14 protein-coding genes and 3 tRNA genes are annotated in these 20,525 nt (G+C 61.6%); 12 read left to right on the plus strand and 5 right to left on the minus strand.

Annotated elements, in window-relative coordinates:
* The first annotated feature begins 76 nt into the window (after positions 1-76).
* Positions 77-1,294 carry a DUF1501 domain-containing protein gene (locus R8871_RS21590; protein WP_175052284.1) on the plus strand — a complete coding sequence of 406 codons (1,218 nt, stop codon included), beginning with the start codon at positions 77-79 and terminating at the stop codon, positions 1,292-1,294.
* A gap of 53 nt (positions 1,295-1,347) precedes the next feature.
* Here the strand turns inward: R8871_RS21590 and R8871_RS21595 are convergent, their stop codons facing one another.
* Positions 1,348-2,172: a squalene/phytoene synthase family protein gene (locus R8871_RS21595; protein WP_175052285.1), complete on the minus strand. Its 825-nt coding sequence runs from the start codon at positions 2,170-2,172 to the stop codon at positions 1,348-1,350.
* A gap of 220 nt (positions 2,173-2,392) precedes the next feature.
* On the opposite strand from R8871_RS21595, the gene R8871_RS21600 reads away from it, so the two are divergent.
* A tRNA-Leu gene (locus R8871_RS21600) sits at positions 2,393-2,479 on the plus strand.
* 109 nt (positions 2,480-2,588) lie between these two features.
* On the opposite strand, the gene R8871_RS21605 is transcribed toward R8871_RS21600, so the two are convergent.
* Complete coding sequence (locus tag R8871_RS21605; protein ID WP_175052286.1) at positions 2,589-2,882, minus strand: hypothetical protein; 294 nt, start codon at positions 2,880-2,882, stop codon at positions 2,589-2,591.
* A 515-nt stretch (positions 2,883-3,397) separates the two neighbouring features.
* Between R8871_RS21605 and R8871_RS21610 the strand changes: the two genes are divergently transcribed.
* Together R8871_RS21610 and R8871_RS21615 are read left to right on the plus strand one after the other, a co-directional pair.
* Positions 3,398-6,805 (plus strand): DUF2339 domain-containing protein, encoded by a 3,408-nt coding sequence (locus R8871_RS21610; protein WP_175052287.1) that lies wholly within the window; start codon positions 3,398-3,400, stop codon positions 6,803-6,805.
* Positions 6,802-8,325, plus strand: a complete 1,524-nt coding sequence (locus R8871_RS21615; RefSeq protein WP_175052288.1) for a DUF3999 domain-containing protein — start codon at positions 6,802-6,804, stop codon at positions 8,323-8,325. The genes R8871_RS21610 and R8871_RS21615 overlap by 4 nt, the downstream gene beginning before the upstream one ends.
* Before the next feature lie 162 nt (positions 8,326-8,487).
* Here R8871_RS21615 and R8871_RS21620 read toward each other — a convergent pair whose 3' ends face one another.
* The gene (locus tag R8871_RS21620) at positions 8,488-8,940 is read right to left on the minus strand and encodes a MarR family winged helix-turn-helix transcriptional regulator (RefSeq protein WP_175052289.1); all 453 of its coding nucleotides are present in this window, start codon (positions 8,938-8,940) and stop codon (positions 8,488-8,490) included.
* A gap of 64 nt (positions 8,941-9,004) precedes the next feature.
* Positions 9,005-10,150, minus strand: coding sequence for a glycerate kinase (locus R8871_RS21625; protein ID WP_175052290.1), 1,146 nt, complete (start codon positions 10,148-10,150; stop codon positions 9,005-9,007).
* A gap of 575 nt (positions 10,151-10,725) precedes the next feature.
* Between R8871_RS21625 and tig the strand changes: the two genes are divergently transcribed.
* The 8 genes from tig to R8871_RS21665 all read left to right on the plus strand — a co-directional run bounded on the left by tig (position 10,726) and on the right by R8871_RS21665 (position 20,025).
* Positions 10,726-12,072, plus strand: a complete 1,347-nt coding sequence (gene tig / locus R8871_RS21630) for a trigger factor (protein ID WP_175052291.1) — start codon at positions 10,726-10,728, stop codon at positions 12,070-12,072.
* A gap of 206 nt (positions 12,073-12,278) precedes the next feature.
* Entirely contained in the window at positions 12,279-12,932 is a 654-nt protein-coding gene (clpP, locus tag R8871_RS21635; RefSeq protein WP_007182010.1) for an ATP-dependent Clp endopeptidase proteolytic subunit ClpP, read from the plus strand.
* 209 nt (positions 12,933-13,141) lie between these two features.
* Positions 13,142-14,413: an ATP-dependent Clp protease ATP-binding subunit ClpX gene (gene clpX, locus R8871_RS21640; protein WP_007182009.1), complete on the plus strand. Its 1,272-nt coding sequence runs from the start codon at positions 13,142-13,144 to the stop codon at positions 14,411-14,413.
* Positions 14,414-14,615: 202 nt separating this feature from the next.
* Entirely contained in the window at positions 14,616-17,042 is a 2,427-nt protein-coding gene (gene lon / locus R8871_RS21645) for an endopeptidase La (RefSeq protein ID WP_175052292.1), read from the plus strand.
* A gap of 252 nt (positions 17,043-17,294) precedes the next feature.
* The gene (locus R8871_RS21650; protein ID WP_266210673.1) at positions 17,295-17,657 is read left to right on the plus strand and encodes an HU family DNA-binding protein; all 363 of its coding nucleotides are present in this window, start codon (positions 17,295-17,297) and stop codon (positions 17,655-17,657) included.
* Between the two features lie 144 nt (positions 17,658-17,801).
* Positions 17,802-17,877 (plus strand) — tRNA-Val (locus tag R8871_RS21655).
* A 46-nt stretch (positions 17,878-17,923) separates the two neighbouring features.
* Positions 17,924-18,000 (plus strand) — tRNA-Asp (locus R8871_RS21660).
* 87 nt (positions 18,001-18,087) lie between these two features.
* Positions 18,088-20,025, plus strand: a complete 1,938-nt coding sequence (locus R8871_RS21665) for a SurA N-terminal domain-containing protein (RefSeq protein WP_175052293.1) — start codon at positions 18,088-18,090, stop codon at positions 20,023-20,025.
* A 157-nt stretch (positions 20,026-20,182) separates the two neighbouring features.
* Here the strand turns inward: R8871_RS21665 and R8871_RS21670 are convergent, their stop codons facing one another.
* Positions 20,183-20,524 carry a hypothetical protein gene (locus R8871_RS21670; RefSeq protein WP_175052294.1) on the minus strand — a complete coding sequence of 114 codons (342 nt, stop codon included), beginning with the start codon at positions 20,522-20,524 and terminating at the stop codon, positions 20,183-20,185.
* Between the last annotated feature and the right edge of the window lies 1 nt (position 20,525).

Here is a 20,525-nt window from a genome sequence, read left to right on the forward strand (position 1 = left end):
CGCCGATGAGCAGCGCAAATGAACGATCCGTCGACGGCGGCCAGACACGCGCCATGACAATCGAACGAGGTGCAGGATGAAACGACGCAGCTTTCTCTCGATGGGCGCAGCCGCCGGCGCGACGCTTTGGTTGCCACGCGCGTTCGGTGCGCAGGCGGCAGAAGTGGGCGGCGCTACGAATCGAGGCTACGGCAACCTGCTGATCCTCGTCGAACTGAAGGGCGGCAACGACGGTTTGAATACCGTGATTCCGTTTGCCGATCCCACTTACTATCAACTGCGGAAAAACATCGGCATCAAACGCGAGCAGGCGATCCAGCTCGACGAGCGCACCGCGCTGCATCCATCGTTGCAGCCGCTGATGCCGCTTTGGCAGAGCCAGCAACTGGCGATCGTTCAAGGCGTCAGCTACGCGCAGCCCAATCTCTCGCATTTCCGCTCGATCGAGATCTGGGACACCGCCTCGCGTTCGGATCAATATCTGCGCGAGGGCTGGCTCACACGTGCGTTCGCGCAGGCGCCGGTGCCAGCCGGTTTTGCCGCCGACGGCGTGGTGATCGGCAGCGCCGAAATGGGACCGCTCGCCAACGGCGCACGCGCGATCGCGCTGGTCAATCCGGCGCAGTTCGTCAAGGCTTCGCGCCTCGTCACGCCGGTGTCGCTGCACGAGCGCAATCCGGAATTGGCGCACATTCTCGACGTCGAGAACGACATCGTGAAAGCCGCCGATCGTCTACGTCCCACGCAAGGTCAGGCGCAATTGAAGACGGTGTTTCCCGGCGGCGCATTCGGCGGTTCGATCAAGACGGCGATGCAGGTGCTCGCGGCTGGAAACACCCCGCAAGGACAGCCGAAGAGCGGGCAGGGTGTCGCGGTGATCCGTTTGACGCTGAACGGTTTCGATACGCACCAGAATCAGCCGGGCCAACAGGCGGCGCTGCTCAAGCAACTGGCCGATGGGTTTGCGTCGATGAAGTCGGCGCTGGTGGAACTCGGCCGTTGGAACGAGACGCTGGTGATGACCTATGCCGAGTTCGGCCGGCGCCCGCGCGAGAATCAAAGCAACGGCACCGATCACGGCACCGTGGCGCCGCATTTCGTCATGGGCGGGCGAGTGCGGGGCGGTTTGTACGGTGTGCCGCCGACGCTCGCGCGGCTCGACGGCAATGGCAACTTGCCGGTCGGCGTCGATTTTCAGCAACTCTACGCGACCGTGCTCGGGCCGTGGTGGGGGCTCGACGCGTCAGCGATCCTGCAGCAGCGGTTCGAGCCGCTGCCGCTACTACGCGTCTGATGATGGACGGCGTTGGCTGATTAGCATGAGCTGGCGGCCGTTGGGTCTGCCGCTTACTTCGCGCGCCACGCGATCCAGAGTTTGCGGATGGGCGTCAACGCAATGCGCTGATGCAGCACGTGATAGCCGTCACGTTCGATTTCATCCAGCAGCGCCAGGGCGAGCGCTGCCTGCGCCACGAGCGTGCGCTGCGAGCGGCGCTCATTCGCGGGCATGGCGGCGAGCGCTGCTTGCAACGCGTCGCGCGCGCGCTTGGTCTCGAAGCGCATCAGCTCGGTAAACGCATCGGAATATTTGCGATTGATCAGATCCGCAGCGGTGACGTTAAAGCGCTGCATTTCATCGATCGGAATATAGATGCGGCCGTGGCGCGCATCGTTGCCGGTTTCGGCGACGAACTGCGCAAGCTGCAGCGCCTCGCCGAGCGGCGCGGACCAGTTCGACGCCTGCGCGCTGTCTTTCGCCGTAGCACGCGCGACAAGCGACGCGAAGGTGCCGCCGACGCCTTGCACATAACGCCGCAGATTTGGGTAGTCGAGATAGCGCGCCTGGTCGAGGTCCATTTCGAAGCCGGCGAGCAAGGCCTGCAGCTCGGGATATTCGGCCTGCACGTCAGGCAGATAAGCCGCCAGCGCCTTGGAAACCGGATGCGACGGTGAGCCCGACGCCAGCGCGGCGAGCTCGTTTTGCCACCATGCGAGTTTGGTGCGGCCGATGGCCGGATCGCTGGTTTCCTTAACGGTTTCCTCGAACTCGCGACGCAGCGCGAACAGCGCGGTCAGGAGCGGTTGGCTTGCCGCGGGCGCTTGCCGAAGCGCATAGTAAGTGCTCGATCCGGGCGGCGCCGCTTTCTGCTGGCAGTATTCGTCGAAATTCACGGGATAGGAATGTGGGGAAGGGCAGGCAAACAGGGGGCACGTCGTGCGTGCGTTTAGCCAAAAATTGTAGCATCGACGCCTTGCGGGCCGATGCACGAGCAAATGCAGACAAGTGCGAATCAATCGGTTAGAATCTCGCGCTTACGCTTTCGGGCGCGGGTTTTAACGCGGCCGTGGGCATGCAGGACATCGGGCAGAACGCACAGCGCTTTGCCCGGCTGCGAGGGTGGCGAAATTGGTAGACGCACCAGGTTTAGGTCCTGACGCCCGCAAGGGTGTAGGGGTTCGAGTCCCCTCCCTCGCACCAACAAATATGTAGCAGAGAACCCCGTTAAGTCTTTGGACTGACGGGGTTTTTTGTTTTTCGTGTGATTTGACGCCAGGCCCGGCGCCTGGCTTCGCGTGCCCCGCCGCGCTCAGGCGTCCGGTGCCGGTGATTGCGATTCGGCTTGTGTGCCTGGCAACTCGGCTTGCACGGCGCCTTCGAGAAAGCGGCGGGTCGATTCGAACGCCTGCAGCATCGGATCGGGCCACGGCGTTTGCAGCATGACCGCCTGGTGGTTTTCGAATGCCGACGACAACAGTTTTGCCAGCTCGGGCGAGCGCAGATGACGCAGCACCACGCTGACAGCGATCGCCGTCGCCTGGCTCGCGCCGGCGGTTTGAAGTTCTGATGCGGTGAGGGCCGCTACCTGTTTGTTGATGTCCACTGAAGCTTCCCTGGATGAAATGGGGGTGACTGACGACCTGGCGGCCGACCCCGAATTTTGACATGGTTGGCGGGTTGCCGCGAACGCGGCTGCCGCGCCGGGGCTACCGTGTTCGAAGCGTGACGATGGTTTTCAACGTAGTCAGGCTATCAAGCAATATGGAGTCGGACACCGCTGCTGGATCTGTCCAGGTAATCGATGTGCCTACCGAGCTGCGCTTGGGATCAGGCGGTATCCGTTGTCACTCAGATTGCGCAGATTGCTAATACACGCTTGCCCTCATGCCAATCCGCCCTCGGATTAATCCAAGGAGAACGAGTAGCGCAAAGTCTGAGAAAACCGATATGCATCAGCAACTAGGCATGACGATCCAACTGCGCTCGCTCGATGGCTCGAAAGCGCGCTTTACGTGGTATTCTGCGCGCCGATTTTCACCGTATGGCTGACACGGTATTCTCGGATTAATCCGGGCGACAAATGGATCTCGCAACAGAAGACAATAAAAGAGGGATGCGATGAGCGTGATATTTGCCGTGATCGGCGTGGTGGTCGGGATAATCGCCGCCGTGTCGAACGATTTTTCGATCGGCTTCGGCGCATTGGTGGGTGGGGTGGCCGGTGTTGCGATTGCGCGGTTGTTGCAAAAGAGGCGTGTGGGCGTCTCCAACGAATCTGTGTCCAGGCCGGCTGCGGCCGATAACTTGAGCCCTCCTGGCAGCCCATCTGGCACATTGGCCGCGCGCGTCGAGCAACTTGAACGCGAGATCGTCGCTCTGCGCGGCGAGATCCACGAATTGCGAGCCAGCGTCACGGGCGCATCGGCTAAGGAAAGCGTGGATGGCGAGCCTACGGCGCTCAAACTGCGTCCGGCCAACGTTATGCCGCGTCCTTACGCGATGCCGCCTGCGACGGAGCAGAAGCCGCATCCCGAGTCTGAGGCAATGCAGGGTCAACCAGCCGTCGTCCCCCCGACGGCGAGCGCTACTTCGGTCACGCCGCCGATGTCGGCCGGCATGTCTGAATCGAGCACCCCGGGCGCATCGAGCACGCTGAAGGCTCACCTACCCAACCCGACAACCTTGTCGCCGTCCGCCGGACCCGCGCTTTCCACCGAACAACTGCCGACGCAAGCCCCGCCCGCACCGCCGCCCGGTCCCAATCTCGCTGAACGCCTCTTCAAAAGTGGCCGTGACTGGCTATTCGGCGGCAACACGGTCGTACGGGTCGGCATCATCGTGCTGTTCTTCGGCATTGCGTTCCTGCTCAAGTACGCAGCCGACAACAGCCTGCTGCCGATCGAATTCCGCCTCGCCGGCGTTGCGCTTGCCGCAACCGTCCTGATCGGACTCGGCTGGCGCATCGGCGAGCGCCGCGGCGCGTACGGGCTGATCCTGCAGGGTGGCGGCGTCGGCGTGCTCTATCTGACCGTGTTCGCCGCAACCAGGCTCTACCATCTGCTACCGGCAGGCGCAGCCTTGCCGTTGATGATCGCGATCTGTGGCTTGAGCGCGTTTCTGGCGGTGCGGCAGAACGCGTCGTCGCTGGCCTTCATGGGGAGCGCGGGCGGCTTCCTCGCGCCGGTGCTCCTGTCAACGGGCGGCGGTAATCACGTGATGCTGTTCAGCTACTACGCGCTGCTCAACGCGGGCATCTTCGCGATTGCGTGGTTCAAGGCGTGGCGGCCTCTCAATCTGCTCGGCTTCGTGTTCACGTTTTCGATCGGCGCCGCGTGGGGCGTGACGGCTTACCGGCCCGAGCTGCTTGCCAGCACCGAACCGTTCCTTATCCTGTTCTTCCTGATGTATGTCGGCATCGCGTTGCTCTATGCGGTGCGCCGCGAGGTCGCGCTCAAGCATTACGTCGACGGCACGCTGGTGTTCGGCACGCCGCTCGTCGCGATCGGCCTGCAAGCGGCGCTGATGAAAGGCACCGAATTCGGTCTCGCGTGGAGCGCGGTGGCGCTGGCCGCGTTCTACCTCGCGATCGCGGGCTGGCTGGCGCGGCGGCGCGCGCACCTCGGCATGATGTTCGAAGCCATGCTCGCGCTGGCCGTGATCTTCGCCACGCTCGCCGTCCCGCTCGCGTTCACCGGACCGACCACGAGCGCGACCTGGGCAATCGAAGGCGCCGCGATCACCTGGCTCGCGGTGCGTCAGCGGCGTCTGATCGCGTTCGGCTTCGGCTTGCTGATGCAACTGGGCGCCGCGGGTGCGTATGTGGTCGGCACGCTCGCACAGATCGACGCCGTGCATGCCTGGCCGGTGCTCAACGGCGCGTACATCGCGAGTGTGCTGATCGCGGTCGCGGGGATCTTCACGGGATGGCGGTTGCATGGGCGCAGCGAGGCGGGCGCGTGGCACGTATGGATGCCGCAGATCGGCCTTGTTGCCGGCGTGTGGGGATTGTCGTGGTGGATACTCGGCGGTCTAAGCGAAATCAACACGTACGTGCAAGCGCACCTTGCGTATGACCGCGATCGTTGCGACGTTGCCGTCGTCGCGCTGTTCGCCGTTCTGACAGCGTGGCTCGCCCACGGCGCGCGCCGCAGGCTGCGTTGGCCGCTCGCCGAACTGCCGGCGCTGGCGCTCGTGCCGGTTCTCGCTCTGTTGACCTTGAGTCTGTTCATGTTGAGCATGGCGCCGGTCAGCGGTTACGGTTGGCTGGTTTGCGCGGTCGCCGCCGCGTCCACCTACTTGCTGCTGTGGCGTCAGCAACGCGATGTCGGCGATCGTGTGCTTGCGCCGCTTCATACACTGATGTTCTGGACCGCCGGCGCGCTCGTCGCGCTCGAAGGCTATTGGGGCTTGCGCGCCTACGTGCCGGAAGGCGCATGGAGCTGGAGCGCGTGGGCTTATGGCTTCGGCATTCTGCTGCTGTTGGTGGCCGGCGTCGGGCATCGTTTGCGCTGGCCGGTCGCGCGCTTCGTAACGGCCTATCAGGTGTGGGCAGCGGCGCCGCTCGCCGCCTTGCTGTGGGCATGGAGCATCGCAAGCGTCACGAGCGACGGCAGCGCCGCGCCGCTCTTCTGGCTGCCGCTTCTCAATCCGCTGGATGTGGCGCAGATCCTCGCGTTCATTGCCTGCGCCGTGTGGCTGCGGCGGCTGCGCGCACTCGGTGTGCACTGGCATCCGCGGGCTTTCGACTACGCGGTGCTCGCGACGCTGTTCCTATGGTTCAACGCATTGCTGCTGCGCACGCTGCATCATCATTTCCATGCGGCGTACGATGTCGATGCGGTGCTGGCGTCGTTCAATTTTCAGCAGGTGTTTCTGGTTGGCTGGAGCGCGTTTGCATTTGCCGGGCTGTGGCTCGCGCGTCGCGACAGCATCGTGCGCTTGTGTGCGATCGCATCGACGCCGCTCGTGCTGGTGATGTGGGTGTGGACGTTCTATGCGAACCTGACACAGGACGGCGGCGCGTGGGCGCGCCTGCCGCTGCTTAATCCACTCGACCTGGTGCAGGCGGTGATTTTTGCGCTGGCTGCGTTGTGGCTCATGCGCATCAGCCGGCTGGGCGTGCCGGTCGGCGAGTACCGTGTGCCCTTGCAAGTGGCCGTCGGCGTGACCGGATTCATCTGGCTCAACGCGATGCTGCTGCGCACGCTGCATCATTGGATCGGCGTGCCGTATCAGCTTGACGAGATGTCTCATTCGATGCTCGTGCAGGCTTCGGTATCGGTGTTCTGGACGGTCTGCGCATTGGCTATGATGATCTGGGCAACGCGCCGGGCGAGCCGGATATTCTGGTTCATTGGCGGCGGCTTGCTGGCGGTGACCGTCGTCAAGTTGTTCCTGTTCGATTTGTCGCATGTGACGGGTATCGAACGGATCGTGTCGTTCATCGGTATCGGTCTGATGCTGTTGCTGATAGGTTACTTCTCGCCTTTGCCGCCCAAAGCGGCAGTTCTGGAAACTGAGCAATGAAGCGTGTCCTGATAGCTGCGGGGTGGTGTTTTGCGATCTCGTCTGTGTGGGTATCGACGGCGGCCGTAGCGGCCGATCGTTTTGCCCAGCGTTTTGCGCTCGAACTCGAAAGCGGCGCCGCCTATTACAGCGTGCCGCTGTCGGCCCCCGTCTACGCTGCCAGCCAGCGCAACGATCTCGGCGATGTGCGCGTATTCAACGGCGCCGGCGAACCTGTGCCTTATTCGCTCGACGCGCCGCGTGAGTCGGCCCGTGCGCCGGCCACATTGCGAACGGTGCACTGGTTTCCCTTGCCGCCCGCCGCTTCCGGCGGCACCGGTGCGCCACTCGGCGTGACGATTGCCGCTGACGGATCGCTGCGGGCAACGTCAGCGCCGCCCGATCGCGCACAACATGACGCCGACCTGGTCGACGTCGCGCGCGAGGCGCGCGGCGAAGCTCTGGTCGATGCATTGATCGTGCACGTGCGTGACGACAATTACCAGGGGCGAGTCAGCGTCGAGTCGAGTAACGATCTGCGCAGTTGGCAACCCGCGGGCGAAGCGCAACTGCTCAAGGTCAGCTACAACGGCAGCACGCTGAGCCAGGATCGCATCGAGCTCAACGGGATGCGCGCGCGTTATCTGCGCTTGCACTGGCTCGACGGCGCGCCTTACGTTGAATCGATCGACGCTCAGGTACAGATGGCCAGCGCCGGCGCGGCCCAGCGCGCCGATATGCAGCGGCAATGGCGCGAAGGTATCGTGGCCCGTCCGGGGCCGAAAACCGGCGAGTATTTCTTCGAGAGCGGCGGGCCTTATCCCATCGATCGTTTGCGCCTGAATCTTCCGCAGCCGAATACCGTGGCGCCGGCCGTGGTCTATTCGCGCTCGGGTTTGGATGCGCCGTGGCGAGAGGTATCGAGCGCGACATTGTTCCGCTTGCACAACGGCACGGTGGAGCAGAGCAATCCATCGCTTGAAATGGAGCCCGACACGGATCGCCATTGGCGTGTGGTGGTCGACACGCGCAATGGCGGTTTGGGGAGCGGCGCGTTGATTGTCGCCGCGGGTTGGCGTCCGGCGACGCTCACGTTCGTCGCGCGCGGCGCGGCGCCGTTCACGCTGGCGGTGGGGAATGCGGCCGCGGTTTCGTCGGCGGTCAGCCGGGCGGACCTGCTGATGGGCGCTTCGTCGGTTGCCGTGACGGCGCGACTGGGTGAGGAACTGCCCGTCGGGCAGGAGGCTGATGCGCAGTTATCAGGCAAAGACCCCGATGCGATGCGGCGGTATATGTTGTGGGCCGCTCTGTTGCTGGCCGTTGCCTCGCTCGGTGCGATCGCCTGGCGGCTTGCGCGTGGCGCTCAAGGGCAGGTCGCGCCTCAGGCTGGGGGAGTGGCCGACGGCGGCGGTGGAGTGGCTGGCGCGGCCGGCGCTGGAGGATTGGCCGGCGATGCACTAGGCGGGTCGGGCGCGGCGAGCGCTACAGCTAAGGACGCAGGCACCGCCAGTGCTGACGGTCAAAACACCGGGAAGAAGTGACTTCGATGCGCGCGTATTTCGGCGTAGAGGATTGCTGGAAGCCTTGTAGTCGGAACGTGCCGAAGGGCTGCACCGTAGCCGGGTGATTGCTCCGCACAGAACGATCGCGCGGCGTGGGAGGGTTGCAGGCCGCAGGCACCCTGCGGCTGCGTACTCGGTTACTTACTCCTCACGCTCCGACATCGTGTTGATGATCTTGTCCAGCGCCTCGCCGAACGCGAGTTTTTCCTGTTCGTCGAGGCAGTCGAACATATCCCCGTTCCACTTGCGCGCGATCGGCATCACTTTGCGATAGAGCGCGCGGCCTTCGGGAGTCAGTGACACCAGCACGACGCGGCCGTCTTCTGCGCTCGGCTCGCGCTTCACAAGTCCTTGCCTGATCAACGCCTCCGCCGCACGGCTCGCCTGACTCTTGTCTAGGTTGGCGTGCCGCGCCAGTTCCATGATCGAAAACGGTCCGAACGAGCCCACCGACGCCACCACTCTTGCTTCAGGCAATGTCACACCCAGTTTGTCCTGATAGCGCTCGCTGATGCCACGCTCGGCGAGTTTGTTCAGGACGTGCAGACGGTACGTTAGGAACTGTTCGAGTCCGGTTCTGGCGGATGCCTTCATTGTCTTCCCGTTGTGAGTGGGTGCGGTTGTGGCGCTGTGATTGTTGCCGCAACCGTTCCGCCGGTCAACGCGCGCCGTATTTCAGGCGCGTCAACTGTTCGGCCGCGTCCGCCAGCAAACGCGCCGCGTCGCGAATCGCAACCTCGAGCGTGATCGGCCCTGGAGCCGGAGAGAAGCAGCCACTGAAGTATTCGGCGAGACGCGGGAGCGCCGCGGAGTCGACCGCGCCGGAGAGCAGCGTGGCCGGTACGCCAGCCGTCTGCGCATGACGGCAAGCAATGAACGGTGCCTTGCCGTGCAGCGTTTGCACGTCCGAGCGGCCTTCGCCGGTGATCAGCCAGTTTGCGCCCTCGAGCGCTGCGTCCAGACCGATCTGGCGAGCGACGGTTTCCGCACCCGGTTCGAACTGCGCGCCGAGCATGTGCAGCGCAAAGCCGAGGCCGCCGGCCGCACCCGCTCCGGGTTGGTCGCGAGCCGTGCGGCCCAGCGCTGCCTCGAGCAGATCGGCGAAGCGGGCGAGGGCGGCGTCGATCGCAGCAACCTGGTCCGGCTTCACACCCTTTTGCGGACCGAACACCGCGGTTGCGCCGTGATCGCCGGTCAGGGGGTTATCCACGTCCGACATGCCGACGAACTGCGTGTCCGCGAGGCGCGCGTCAAGTTGGGACACGTCGAGGCGCACCACGCGCGCGAGTTGTTCGGGCGTGGCGTCGAGTTCTTTGTGTTGTGCATCGAAAAGCTTCAGGCCGAGGCCGGCCAGCAGGCCGGCGCCGCCGTCGTTTGTGCTGCTGCCGCCGAGCGCGACGAAAAAGCGGCGTACGCCTGCATCGAGCAGCGCGCGAATCGCTTCGCCCATGCCGCGCGTGCTGCGCGCCTCAACCGGTACGCCCATGCCGACCGGATCGGTAATGCCGACGATTTCCGCCGTCTCAATGATCGCGCTGCCATCCGCAAGCAGGCCCGTAAGGGCTTCGCGCACCGGACCGGCCGCGCCGCGCACGCTCAGCTTGCGGCGTTCGCCGCCGCTCGTGAGCATGGCGTCGAGCGTGCCTTCGCCACCGTCGGCCATCGGACAGATACGCACGCTGGCATCCGGCCGGGCGCGCTGGATGCCGGACGCAATCGCCTGCGCGACCTGTTCCGCGCTGAGCGAACCTTTGAAGGAATCGGGAGCAATGACGACGACAGGCGAGGACGGCAAATTCGGCATGGTGTCTCTGAATGGTTGGAGTCGTTGCGAGGGCGGGTGAATTGACCAGATGCGTGCGCAGCCCCGAGCGCGTCCGTAAGCTTATCAGCATGGGCGCGCCGACTGAATATGTCGAATGGCATAGCCGGGATTGTCCGTGGAGACGCGTGCGGGATCCATCCGTGCGAACGCGGGCGGCGGGCGCGACGCCGTCGGTCACGCGGGCGCTTCCGGCGAAAACGTGGCAGGCGAAAGGAATTGTCAGATTGGCGAAGGCAGGCTGAAAACTGGCAGCGGATGGGCGTGGAGCGGTCAGCGAACAGCCGCCGGACAACCTGCAAACAGGCGAAAAACAGCGCTGAAAACGGCTCGAACACCGATAAAAGCGCGCGCAATCATCGAATCCCGGCTAAGCGCGCAAATAGTTTGCTAAAATATTCGGCTCTTTGGACCCAACCGTGCTGCCGGCGGCCTGCAAGCCCGCGGCGCAGGCGCGCAATCGATGCCAGACGACGCAAATGCGACATCGGCGGCATCGAAAAGCGGCACGGAGAAGATAACTGATTCGCTCGAATAATTTTAGGACGATTGAAGCCATGGCTAACGTTGTTGAAAACCTCGGCAAGCTCGAACGCCGCGTAACGATTTCCCTGCCGAAGGATGCCGTGCAGAAGGAAGTGGACTCGCGTATCCGCCAACTGGCAAAGAACGTGCGCATGCCGGGTTTCCGCCCGGGCAAGGTGCCGCTCAAGATGGTGACGCAACAGTATTCGGGCCAGGTTGAAGCTGAAGTGCTGAGCGACAAGGTCGGCAAGGAATTTTTCGACATCAGCCGCGCCGAAAACCTGCGCGTTGCCGGTCAGCCGAGCTTCGCGCCGAAGGCCGACGCTGCTGAAGGCGATTACGCGTTCGACGCGACGTTCGAGGTGTATCCGGAAGTGAAGCTGGGCGACGTCGCCACGGCTGAAATCGAACGCACCACGACCACCATCAGCGAAGCGGAAATCGACCGCACGCTGGACATCCTGCGCAAGCAGCGCGTGCACTTCCACGCTCGCGGCGAAGCCGGCGAGCATGGCGACGGCGGCGCGGACACGGCGGCTAAAGACGGCGATCGCGTGACGGTCGACTTCGTCGGCAAGATCGACGGTGAAGTGTTCCAGGGCGGCAGCGCTGACGACTTCGCATTCGTGCTGGGCGAAGGCCGCATGTTGCCGGAATTCGAAAAGGCAGCGCTCGGCCTCGCGGTCGGCGCATCGAAGGAATTCGACCTGGCTTTCCCGGCTGACTATCACGGCAAGGACGTCGCAGGCAAGACCGCGCAATTCACGATCACGATGAAGAAGATCGAGTGGCCGCATCTGCCGGAAATCGACGCTGAATTCGCGAAATCGCTCGGTATCGAAGACGGCGATCTGGTCAAGATGCGCGCTGAGATCAAAGACAATCTCGAACGCGAAGCGAAGCGTCGCACGCAAGCCATCGTCAAGAACCAGGTCATGGACGCGCTCCTGAAGATTTCGGAACTCGACGTGCCGGGCGCATTGATCGCGCAAGATCAGGAACGTCTGGTCGGCATGGCTCGTCAGGACCTCGAGCAACGTGGCGTGCCGAATGCCGCCGACGCACCGATCCCGGCTGAAATGTTCAAGGAACAGGCTGAGCGTCGTGTGAAGCTGGGCCTCGTGCTGGCCGAGCTGGTCAAGGCCAACGAACTGCAAGCCAAGCCGGAGCAGATTCGTGCCGAAGTCGACGAATTCGCGAAAAGCTACGAAGACCCGAAGGAAGTCGTCCGCTGGTATTATTCCAATCAGCAACGTCTTGCAGAAATGGAAGCGTACGTCGTTGAAGCCAACGTCGTCGATTTCGTCCTTAGCAAGGCCAAGGTGACGGACAAGGAAGTAAGCTTCGAAGAACTGGCAAGCGCAACGGCGCAAGCGTAAGCGTCGCTGCAACGGCGTGCCGGCTGTCGGAGCGACGGCCCGCACGCCGTTTTTTTGTGCTGTGAAAGTGCGGTGCGTTTTGCATGGCGTGTTTCACATTGCGTCGCACGCCGCGCTCGCACTGATCGGGCACTTGAATACGGGCTCGTCGACCACACCTGTCTAGCATCTAATATTTAGAATATTTCCAGACAAGGATCCATTGCATGACCTTTCGCGCCCAAATGCTGGACACGTTGACCTCCCAGTCGTCCCGGGATCTCGAAGCGCAGGCGCTCGGACTGGTGCCGATCGTCGTGGAAACGAGCGGCCGGGGCGAGCGCTCGTATGACATCTACTCGCGTCTGCTGAAGGAACGCATCGTGTTCCTGGTCGGCGAAGTGAACGACCAGACGGCTAACCTCGTCGTCGCGCAGATGTTGTTCCTTGAAAGTGAAAACCCGGACAAGGACATCAGCTTCTACATCAACAGCCCGGGCGGTTCGGTTTCGGCCGGGATGGCGATCTACGACACGATGCAGTTCATCAAGCCAGACGTGTCCACGCTGTGCATGGGTCTCGCGGCCAGTATGGGCGCGTTCCTGCTGGCGGCAGGCGCGAAGGGCAAGCGTTTTGCGCTGCCGAATTCACGTGTGATGATTCACCAGCCGCTGGGCGGGGCGCGCGGCCAGGCGTCGGACATCGAAATCCAGGCGCGTGAAATTCTGTACCTGAAGGAACGTCTGAATCATCTGCTCGCGCACCACACCGGCCAGCCGGTCGAGCGTATTGCCCGCGACACCGACCGCGACAATTTCATGTCCGGCGATGACGCGCAAGCTTACGGTCTGGTTGATCAGGTGGCGCACAAGCGTCCTTGATGTGGTCAATGAAGTGTCCCTGAAACGCCGGTGCGGTCTTGCCCAAAAATGGGGCGGGGCCGTCGTCGGATCGGTTGTGAAATAATCAAGACTCGTCCGAGTGCCTGCGGCAAACGCCGTCACCTTGGCTCAAGCCCTGCCGCGCCCAAACTGCGAGGCTGGGGCAAACGGCGTATCATGTAATCGAGTGTCCGGAGGCTCACACATCTATGGCGGACAAGAAAGGTTCTAACAGCGAAAAGCTGTTGTATTGCTCGTTCTGCGGCAAGAGCCAGCATGAAGTCAAAAAACTGATTGCCGGCCCGTCGGTGTTCATCTGTGATGAATGTATCGACCTGTGCAACGAGATCATTCGTGATGAGGCTGCAGGTGCGGGCATCGAGGCGGGCTTGTCCAAGTCCGATCTGCCGAGTCCGCAGGAAATCCGTGAAATCCTCGACCAGTACGTGATCGGTCAGGAACGCGCGAAGAAGATTCTCGCGGTTGCGGTGTACAACCACTACAAGCGCCTCAAGCATCTCGACAAGAAGGATGAGATCGAGCTGTCCAAGAGCAACATTCTGCTGATCGGCCCGACCGGCTCCGGCAAGACTTTGCTCGCGCAGACGCTCGCACGCCTTCTGAACGTCCCGTTCGTCATTGCAGATGCAACGACACTGACGGAAGCCGGCTATGTCGGCGAAGACGTCGAGAACATCATTCAGAAGCTGCTGCAGAATTGCAATTACGAAGTCGACAAGGCCCAGCGCGGCATTGTCTACATCGACGAAATCGACAAGATCAGTCGCAAGTCCGACAACCCGTCGATCACCCGCGACGTGTCGGGCGAAGGCGTGCAACAGGCACTGCTAAAGCTGGTTGAAGGCACGATGGCGTCGGTGCCGCCGCAAGGTGGCCGTAAGCATCCGAATCAGGACTTCATTCAGGTCGACACCACCAATATTCTGTTTATTTGCGGTGGCGCATTCGACGGCCTCGAGAAAGTCATTGTCGACCGTACCGAGAAGACCGGTATCGGCTTCGGCGCAAGCGTGAAGAGCAAGCAGGACCGCGACGCCGGCGAAGTGCTGCGCGAAGTGGAGCCGGAAGATCTGATCAAGTTCGGCCTGATTCCTGAACTGATCGGTCGTCTGCCGGTGGTGGCTACGCTCGGCAAACTCGACGAAGTCGCGTTGATGAAGATCCTCGTCGAACCGAAGAATGCTCTGGTGAAGCAATACCACAAGCTGTTCAATATGGAACGCGTCGAGCTCGAAATTCGCCCGGCTGCGTTGCAGGCCGTTGCACGTAAGGCGATCCGTCGCAAGACGGGCGCTCGCGGCCTGCGTTCCATCCTGGAACAGGCGTTGCTTGATGTCATGTACGATTTGCCGCAGATGAAAGGTGTTAGCAAGGTCATCATCGACGACAACGTGATTGACGGCGACGGGAAACCCCTGCTGATCTACGAAGACGCGCCCAAAGTGGCGGGTTCGAACTGATCGGCTTTCGGGTTCTGCAAAAAAAGCCGTTCATGGCAACGTGAACGGCTTTTTTCGTTTATCGTGTGGTCAGGATGGTTGTTTTCACTATGGAGTCACTGAACCTTCGGAGTCACTGAACTTTTCCCACACGCGGAGGCTTGCAATCTTTTCTGCTGGCCTCACCTATCGAACGAACTGATTCCACTCATGGGGAAATGAAATGTCAGGAACCCAACTCCTTCCGCCGGAACGCATTACGCTCCCGCTGCTCCCGCTGCGTGACGTAGTCGTCTTCCCGCACATGGTGATTCCGCTCTTCGTAGGCCGCCCGAAGTCGATCAAGGCTCTCGAAGCAGCGATGGAAGGCGGCAAGCACATCATGCTCGTCGCCCAGAAAACGGCTGCGAAAGATGAGCCGACCGAAAAGGACATGTACGAAGTAGGGTGTATCGCCAACATCCTGCAAATGCTGAAGCTGCCCGATGGCACCGTTAAGGTGCTCGTCGAAGGCTTGCAGCGCGCGAAAACGCTTTCCATCGAAGAACAGGAAACGCAGTTCTCGTGCGAAGTCATGCCGCTCGAACCCGACCACGCCGACAGCGCTGAAACTGAAGCGCTGCGCCGCGCGATCGTGTCGCAGTTCGACCAGTATGTGAAGCTGAACAAGAAGATCCCGCCGGAGATCCTGACGTCGCTGTCGGGCATCGACGAGGCTGGCCGCCTGGCCGATACGATCGCGGCGCATCTGCCGCTCAAGCTCGACCAGAAGCAGCACATCCTCGAAATGTTCCCGGTGATCGAGCGCCTCGAGCATCTGCTCGCGCAACTCGAAGCCGAGATCGACATCCTGCAGGTCGAAAAGCGCATCCGTGGGCGTGTGAAGCGCCAGATGGAGAAGAGCCAGCGCGAGTACTACCTGAACGAACAGGTCAAGGCGATCCAGAAGGAACTGGGCGAAGGCGAAGAAGGTGCGGATCTCGAGGAACTCGAGAAGCGCATCACGGCTGCCCGCATGCCGAAGGAAGCCAAGAAGAAGGCCGACGCCGAGCTGAAGAAGCTCAAGCTGATGTCGCCGATGTCGGCTGAGGCGACCGTTGTGCGTAACTACATTGATACGCTGATCGGCTTGCCGTGGCGCAAGAAGAGCAAGGTCAACAACGACCTCTCGAATGCGGAACGCGTGCTCGACGAAGACCACTTCGGTCTCGAGAAAGTGAAGGAACGCATTCTCGAGTATCTCGCTGTTCAGCAACGTGTCGACAAGGTCAAAGCGCCGATCCTGTGCCTCGTTGGGCCCCCGGGTGTCGGTAAGACGTCGCTGGGTCAGTCGATCGCTCGCGCTACGAACCGCAAGTTCGTGCGTATGGCGCTCGGCGGCGTGCGCGACGAAGCCGAGATTCGCGGTCACCGTCGTACGTACATCGGTTCGATGCCCGGCAAGATTCTGCAAAGCCTGACCAAGGTCGGCGTGCGCAATCCGCTCTTCCTGCTCGACGAAGTCGACAAGATGGGCCAGGATTTCCGCGGCGATCCGTCCTCGGCTCTGCTGGAAGTGCTCGATCCGGAACAGAACCATACGTTCGCCGATCACTACGTCGAAGTCGACTTCGATCTGTCGGACGTGATGTTCGTGGCAACGTCGAACTCGCTGAACATTCCGCCGCCGCTGCTCGACCGGATGGAAGTGATTCGTCTATCGGGTTATACGGAAGACGAGAAGGTCAGCATCGCGCAACGTTATCTTTTGCCAAAGCAGAAGAAGAACAACGGCCTCAAGGATGGCGAGGTCGATGTAACGGAAACCGCGATCCGCGACATCATTCGTTACTACACGCGTGAAGCGGGCGTTCGTTCGCTCGAACGTGAAATTTCGAAGATCTGCCGCAAGGTCGTGAAGATGCTTCTGCTGAAGAAGGCGGAAGGCGCGGTGACGGTCGACGGCAGCAATATCGATACGTTCCTCGGCGTGCGCAAGTACGACTTCGGTCTGGCCGCGAAGGAAAATCAGGTTGGCCAGGTCACGGGTCTTGCGTGGACGGAAGTGGGCGGCGATCTGCTGACCATCGAAGCCGCGGTGATGCCGGGTAAGGGCAATGTGATTCGCACGGGCTCGCTCGGCGACGTGATGAAGGAATCGGTCGAAGCTGCGCGCTCGGTGGTCCGCTCGCGTTCGCGCCGTCTGGGTATCAAGGACGAAGCGTTCGAGAAGCAGGATATTCACATTCACGTGCCGGAAGGCGCGACGCCGAAGGACGGTCCGTCAGCCGGTATCGCGATGACGACCGCATTGGTGTCGGTGTTGACCGGTATTCCGGTTCGTGCCGATGTCGCGATGACGGGCGAAATCACGTTGCGTGGCGAAGTCCTGCCGATCGGCGGCCTGAAGGAAAAACTGCTGGCAGCGCATCGCGGCGGTATCAAGCTGGTGCTGATTCCGGAAGAAAACGTCAAGGACTTGACGGAGATTCCGGACAACGTGAAGAACGCCATCGAAATCATGCCGGTCCGCTGGATCGACAGAGTGCTCGAACTGGCGCTCGAACGTGTGCCGCAGGCGTTGCCGGAAGAAGAGCCTAAGCCCGCTACGCCTGTCGCGGCGGCTGAACCGGGCAAAGACGCCGGTGCAACAGAAGTCGTGAAGCACTAAGCTGGTCAGTAGCGAAAGCTGTTTGCTGTACAAAAACCCGCGGCCTCGGTCGCGGGTTTTTTATTGCCTGCGAGATGCATGAAATCACGCTTGGAACACAAGCAATCCCACTTTTTGAGTAAAGGACGTTCTGAGCCGGCGACTGGTTGTGCGTGCATCGATCCATAGCAAGATCTGGTGACAGAGGCCACCCTCCAGAAGCGCTTAAATCAGGCTCAACCCCGCTTGACACAAGGGTTTCGGCCAATTCTAATGAGTCGGCTCGGCGTTACCCGCCGGCCACGTGATGCCAGGCGCTACAGAGCGCCGTCACGATTGCCACAAACATTCTCGGGGGTTGGAATGAATAAGACGGAATTGATCGATCACATTGCGCAGCAAGCCGATATTTCGAAAGCCGCGGCAGGCCGCGCACTCGACGCGGTGATCGGTGGGGTCAAAGGTACGTTGAAGAAGGGTGGTTCGGTGACGCTGGTGGGTTTCGGTACCTTTGCCGTGGGCAAGCGTACCGCGCGTACGGGACGCAATCCGCGTACCGGCGCCGCCATCAAGATCAAGGCAGCGAAGGTCCCTAAATTTAGGCCTGGCAAAGCTCTGAAGGATGCGCTAAACTAATGGGCTTGCTGCTTGAGGAATTGCAGGTTCGTTAGAAAGAAGTGCGACGAATCCTGCGTGATCTGTGTAACTTGGCGTCGCACTAGTTGATACGCAAGTTGATCAATCAGGCAGCAAAAGCAGGAGCACGCTGAATCGCGAAACGGGTGCTTAGCTCAGTTGGTAGAGCGGCGCCCTTACAAGGCGTAGGTCGGGAGTTCGAGCCTCTCAGCACCCACCAGTTTCAGATTCGGCAAAGTGGTTCTGTTTAGTACAGTGCAGTATAAGGAGTGGTAGTTCAGTCGGTTAGAATACCGGCCTGTCACGCCGGGGGTCGCGGGTTCGAGTCCCGTCCACTCCGCCAGTATCCACGAAAGGCGAACTCCGGTTCGCCTTTTTTATTGCCCGCTGTTGTAAGATCGGGCGTTCTGTTTTTGGCACTCCCTCACGCATGCTCGATTTTTTCCGCAATCACAAACGCCTGATGATGTTCATGCTCATCCTCGTCATTGTGCCGGGGTTGGGTTTTGTGGGTATTCAAGGCTTCCGCGGCTTCTTTGACGAAAGTGCAAACGTCGCCAGCGTCAACGGCCACAAGATTACTCGCGCAGAGTATGACGACGCGATGCGTCAGCAACTCGACCGCGCCCGTCAAATGCTCGGTGCGCAGTTCGACATGAAGTCGTTTGATACGCCTGCGCGCCGTAGCGAAATGCTCGACGGTCTGATCGAGCAGCGCGTGCTGGCCGATGAAACACAGCGCCTGCATCTGACCGCGTCTGACGACGCCGTGCGCCGTGTGCTGCTGAACGATCCGGTGATCTCGTCGCTGAAGAATCCTGACGGCTCGATCGACGTCGATCGCTACAAGCAGTTGCTCGCGATGCAGGGCATGACGCCTGATCAATACGACGAACGCGTGCGCTACAGCATTGCCACACAGCAGTTGCCGGCAAGCATTCAAGGCAGCGCCTTTACGTCGAAGACGCTCGCACAGCATCTCACTGAGCTCGCCGAACAGCAGCGCGAAGTGCAGGGTATTGCGTTCCATCCGCGCGACTATGCAGCGAAGGTGCAGCCCACGGACGCGCAACTTCAGGCCTATTACGACGCGCATCGTAACGACTTCGCCACGCCCGCCACGGCAACGATCCAGTACCTTGTGATGTCGCCGGCAACGTTGTCCGCTGCCGTGCAGCCGAGCGATGCCGATCTGAAAAAGTACTACGACGACAACATCGCGCATTACCGCACGGACGGTCAGGTGCGCGCGAGCCACATCCTGATCGCCGCGCCGAAAGATGCAAGCGCGGCTGACAAGGCCAAGGCAAAGCAGAAGGCCGATGAGGTGCTCGCACAGGTCAAGGCGCATCCGGACCAGTTCGCGCAGATCGCGCAGCAGAATTCGCAGGATCCGGGTTCGGCCTCGAAGGGTGGTGATCTGGGGTACTTCGGTCGCGGCATGATCGCTGGCGGCCAGGCATTCGACGACGCTGTGTTCGGTCTCAAGAAAGACGAAGTCAGCGGCATCGTGCAGACCGACTTCGGCTATCACATCGTCAAGGTCACGGACGTGAAGCCGGCCGTCACCAAGCCGTTCGACGAAGTGAAAGACCAGATCGCAAAAGACCTGAAAACGCAACTGGCGAGCAAGGCATTCAGCGACGACTCGGAAGGCTTCACGTCGATCGTCTACGAGAAGGCGAAGAGCCTGCAGCCCGCTGCCGACAAGTACAAGCTGCAACTGCAAACGGCCACGGTCACGCCGCAGCCGGATCCGAAGCTGCCACCTGACAGCCCGCTGAATAACGCGAAGTTTTTGGCTGCCGTGTTCGCAAGCGACGCGACTACCGCGCGCAACAACACGCAAGCGATCGACGTCGGCGGCAACGCGCTGATCGCGGCGCACGTGACCGATTACAAGGCTGCAGCCGTGCCGGCGCTCGACGCCGTCAAGGACGCCGTGCGTCAGAAAGTGATCGCCGTGCAGTCGAACGAGGCCGCTCACAAGGACGGCATTGCGAAGCTGGCAGACTTCGACAAGTCGAAGTCCACGGCGGGCTTCTCGTCGCCGCTGAAGGTTTCGCGCAACGACGCGCAAGGCGTGCCGCCGGTTGCATTGAGTGCAATCTACAAGGCCGACGCGCAAAAGTTACCTGCGTACGTTGGCGTGGACCTCGGCGACGACGGTTATGCGATCTATCGCGTGAACGCGGTCGTTGCAAGCGCACCGATCGATCCGCAGCGTCTGGCTGCTGCGCAGCAACAGATTGCGCAGGTCGATGCGCAATCCGACGCGGAGGCTTACGTTGAAGCGGTGCGTGCCCGTTCGAAGGTGAAGTTCTACGGCTCGCTCGACAGCAGCAATGCGCAGGCGAGCGGCGAATAGACCCAAGCAAACACGAACAAACACGAGCGTGAGCGCGCAAGCAGGTAAAGCGCGCAACCACAAAAAAGCCCCGCAAATGCGGGGCTTTTTCATTTGACGCGTGCAAGCGCGTCAAACGGTCCGCGCTCGGAGCGCGGCTTGCTATGCCGTCAGCCGCCTAGAGGCAAGCGCTGATCGAACTGGTGGCGTCGCTGCCCGCCGCGCCATTGGCGCGGAAGCCGACCCATGAGCCCGGGCCGCTGTAGGAGGGCCGTACGACGGCGGCTGCGCCGTTAGGCGGCTGTTGGCCCGGCACATAGACATCCATTGCCTGATCGTTAGCCATGGTGTCTTGCGCCACGACCTGCTGTTGCGAACTATCGGCCCATTTTTGCGCGATGCACGTTGCGACGGCCTTCGGCGGCTGCTGGCTTTGGCCCACGGATTGGACACCTGCCGGCGGTTGAGCGGCGCATGCAGAAATTGCCACGGTCAAAGCGATTAACGGTAAATATTTCACG

This window comes from Paraburkholderia sediminicola, assembly GCF_902859805.1.
Lineage (GTDB): Bacteria > Pseudomonadota > Gammaproteobacteria > Burkholderiales > Burkholderiaceae > Paraburkholderia > Paraburkholderia sediminicola.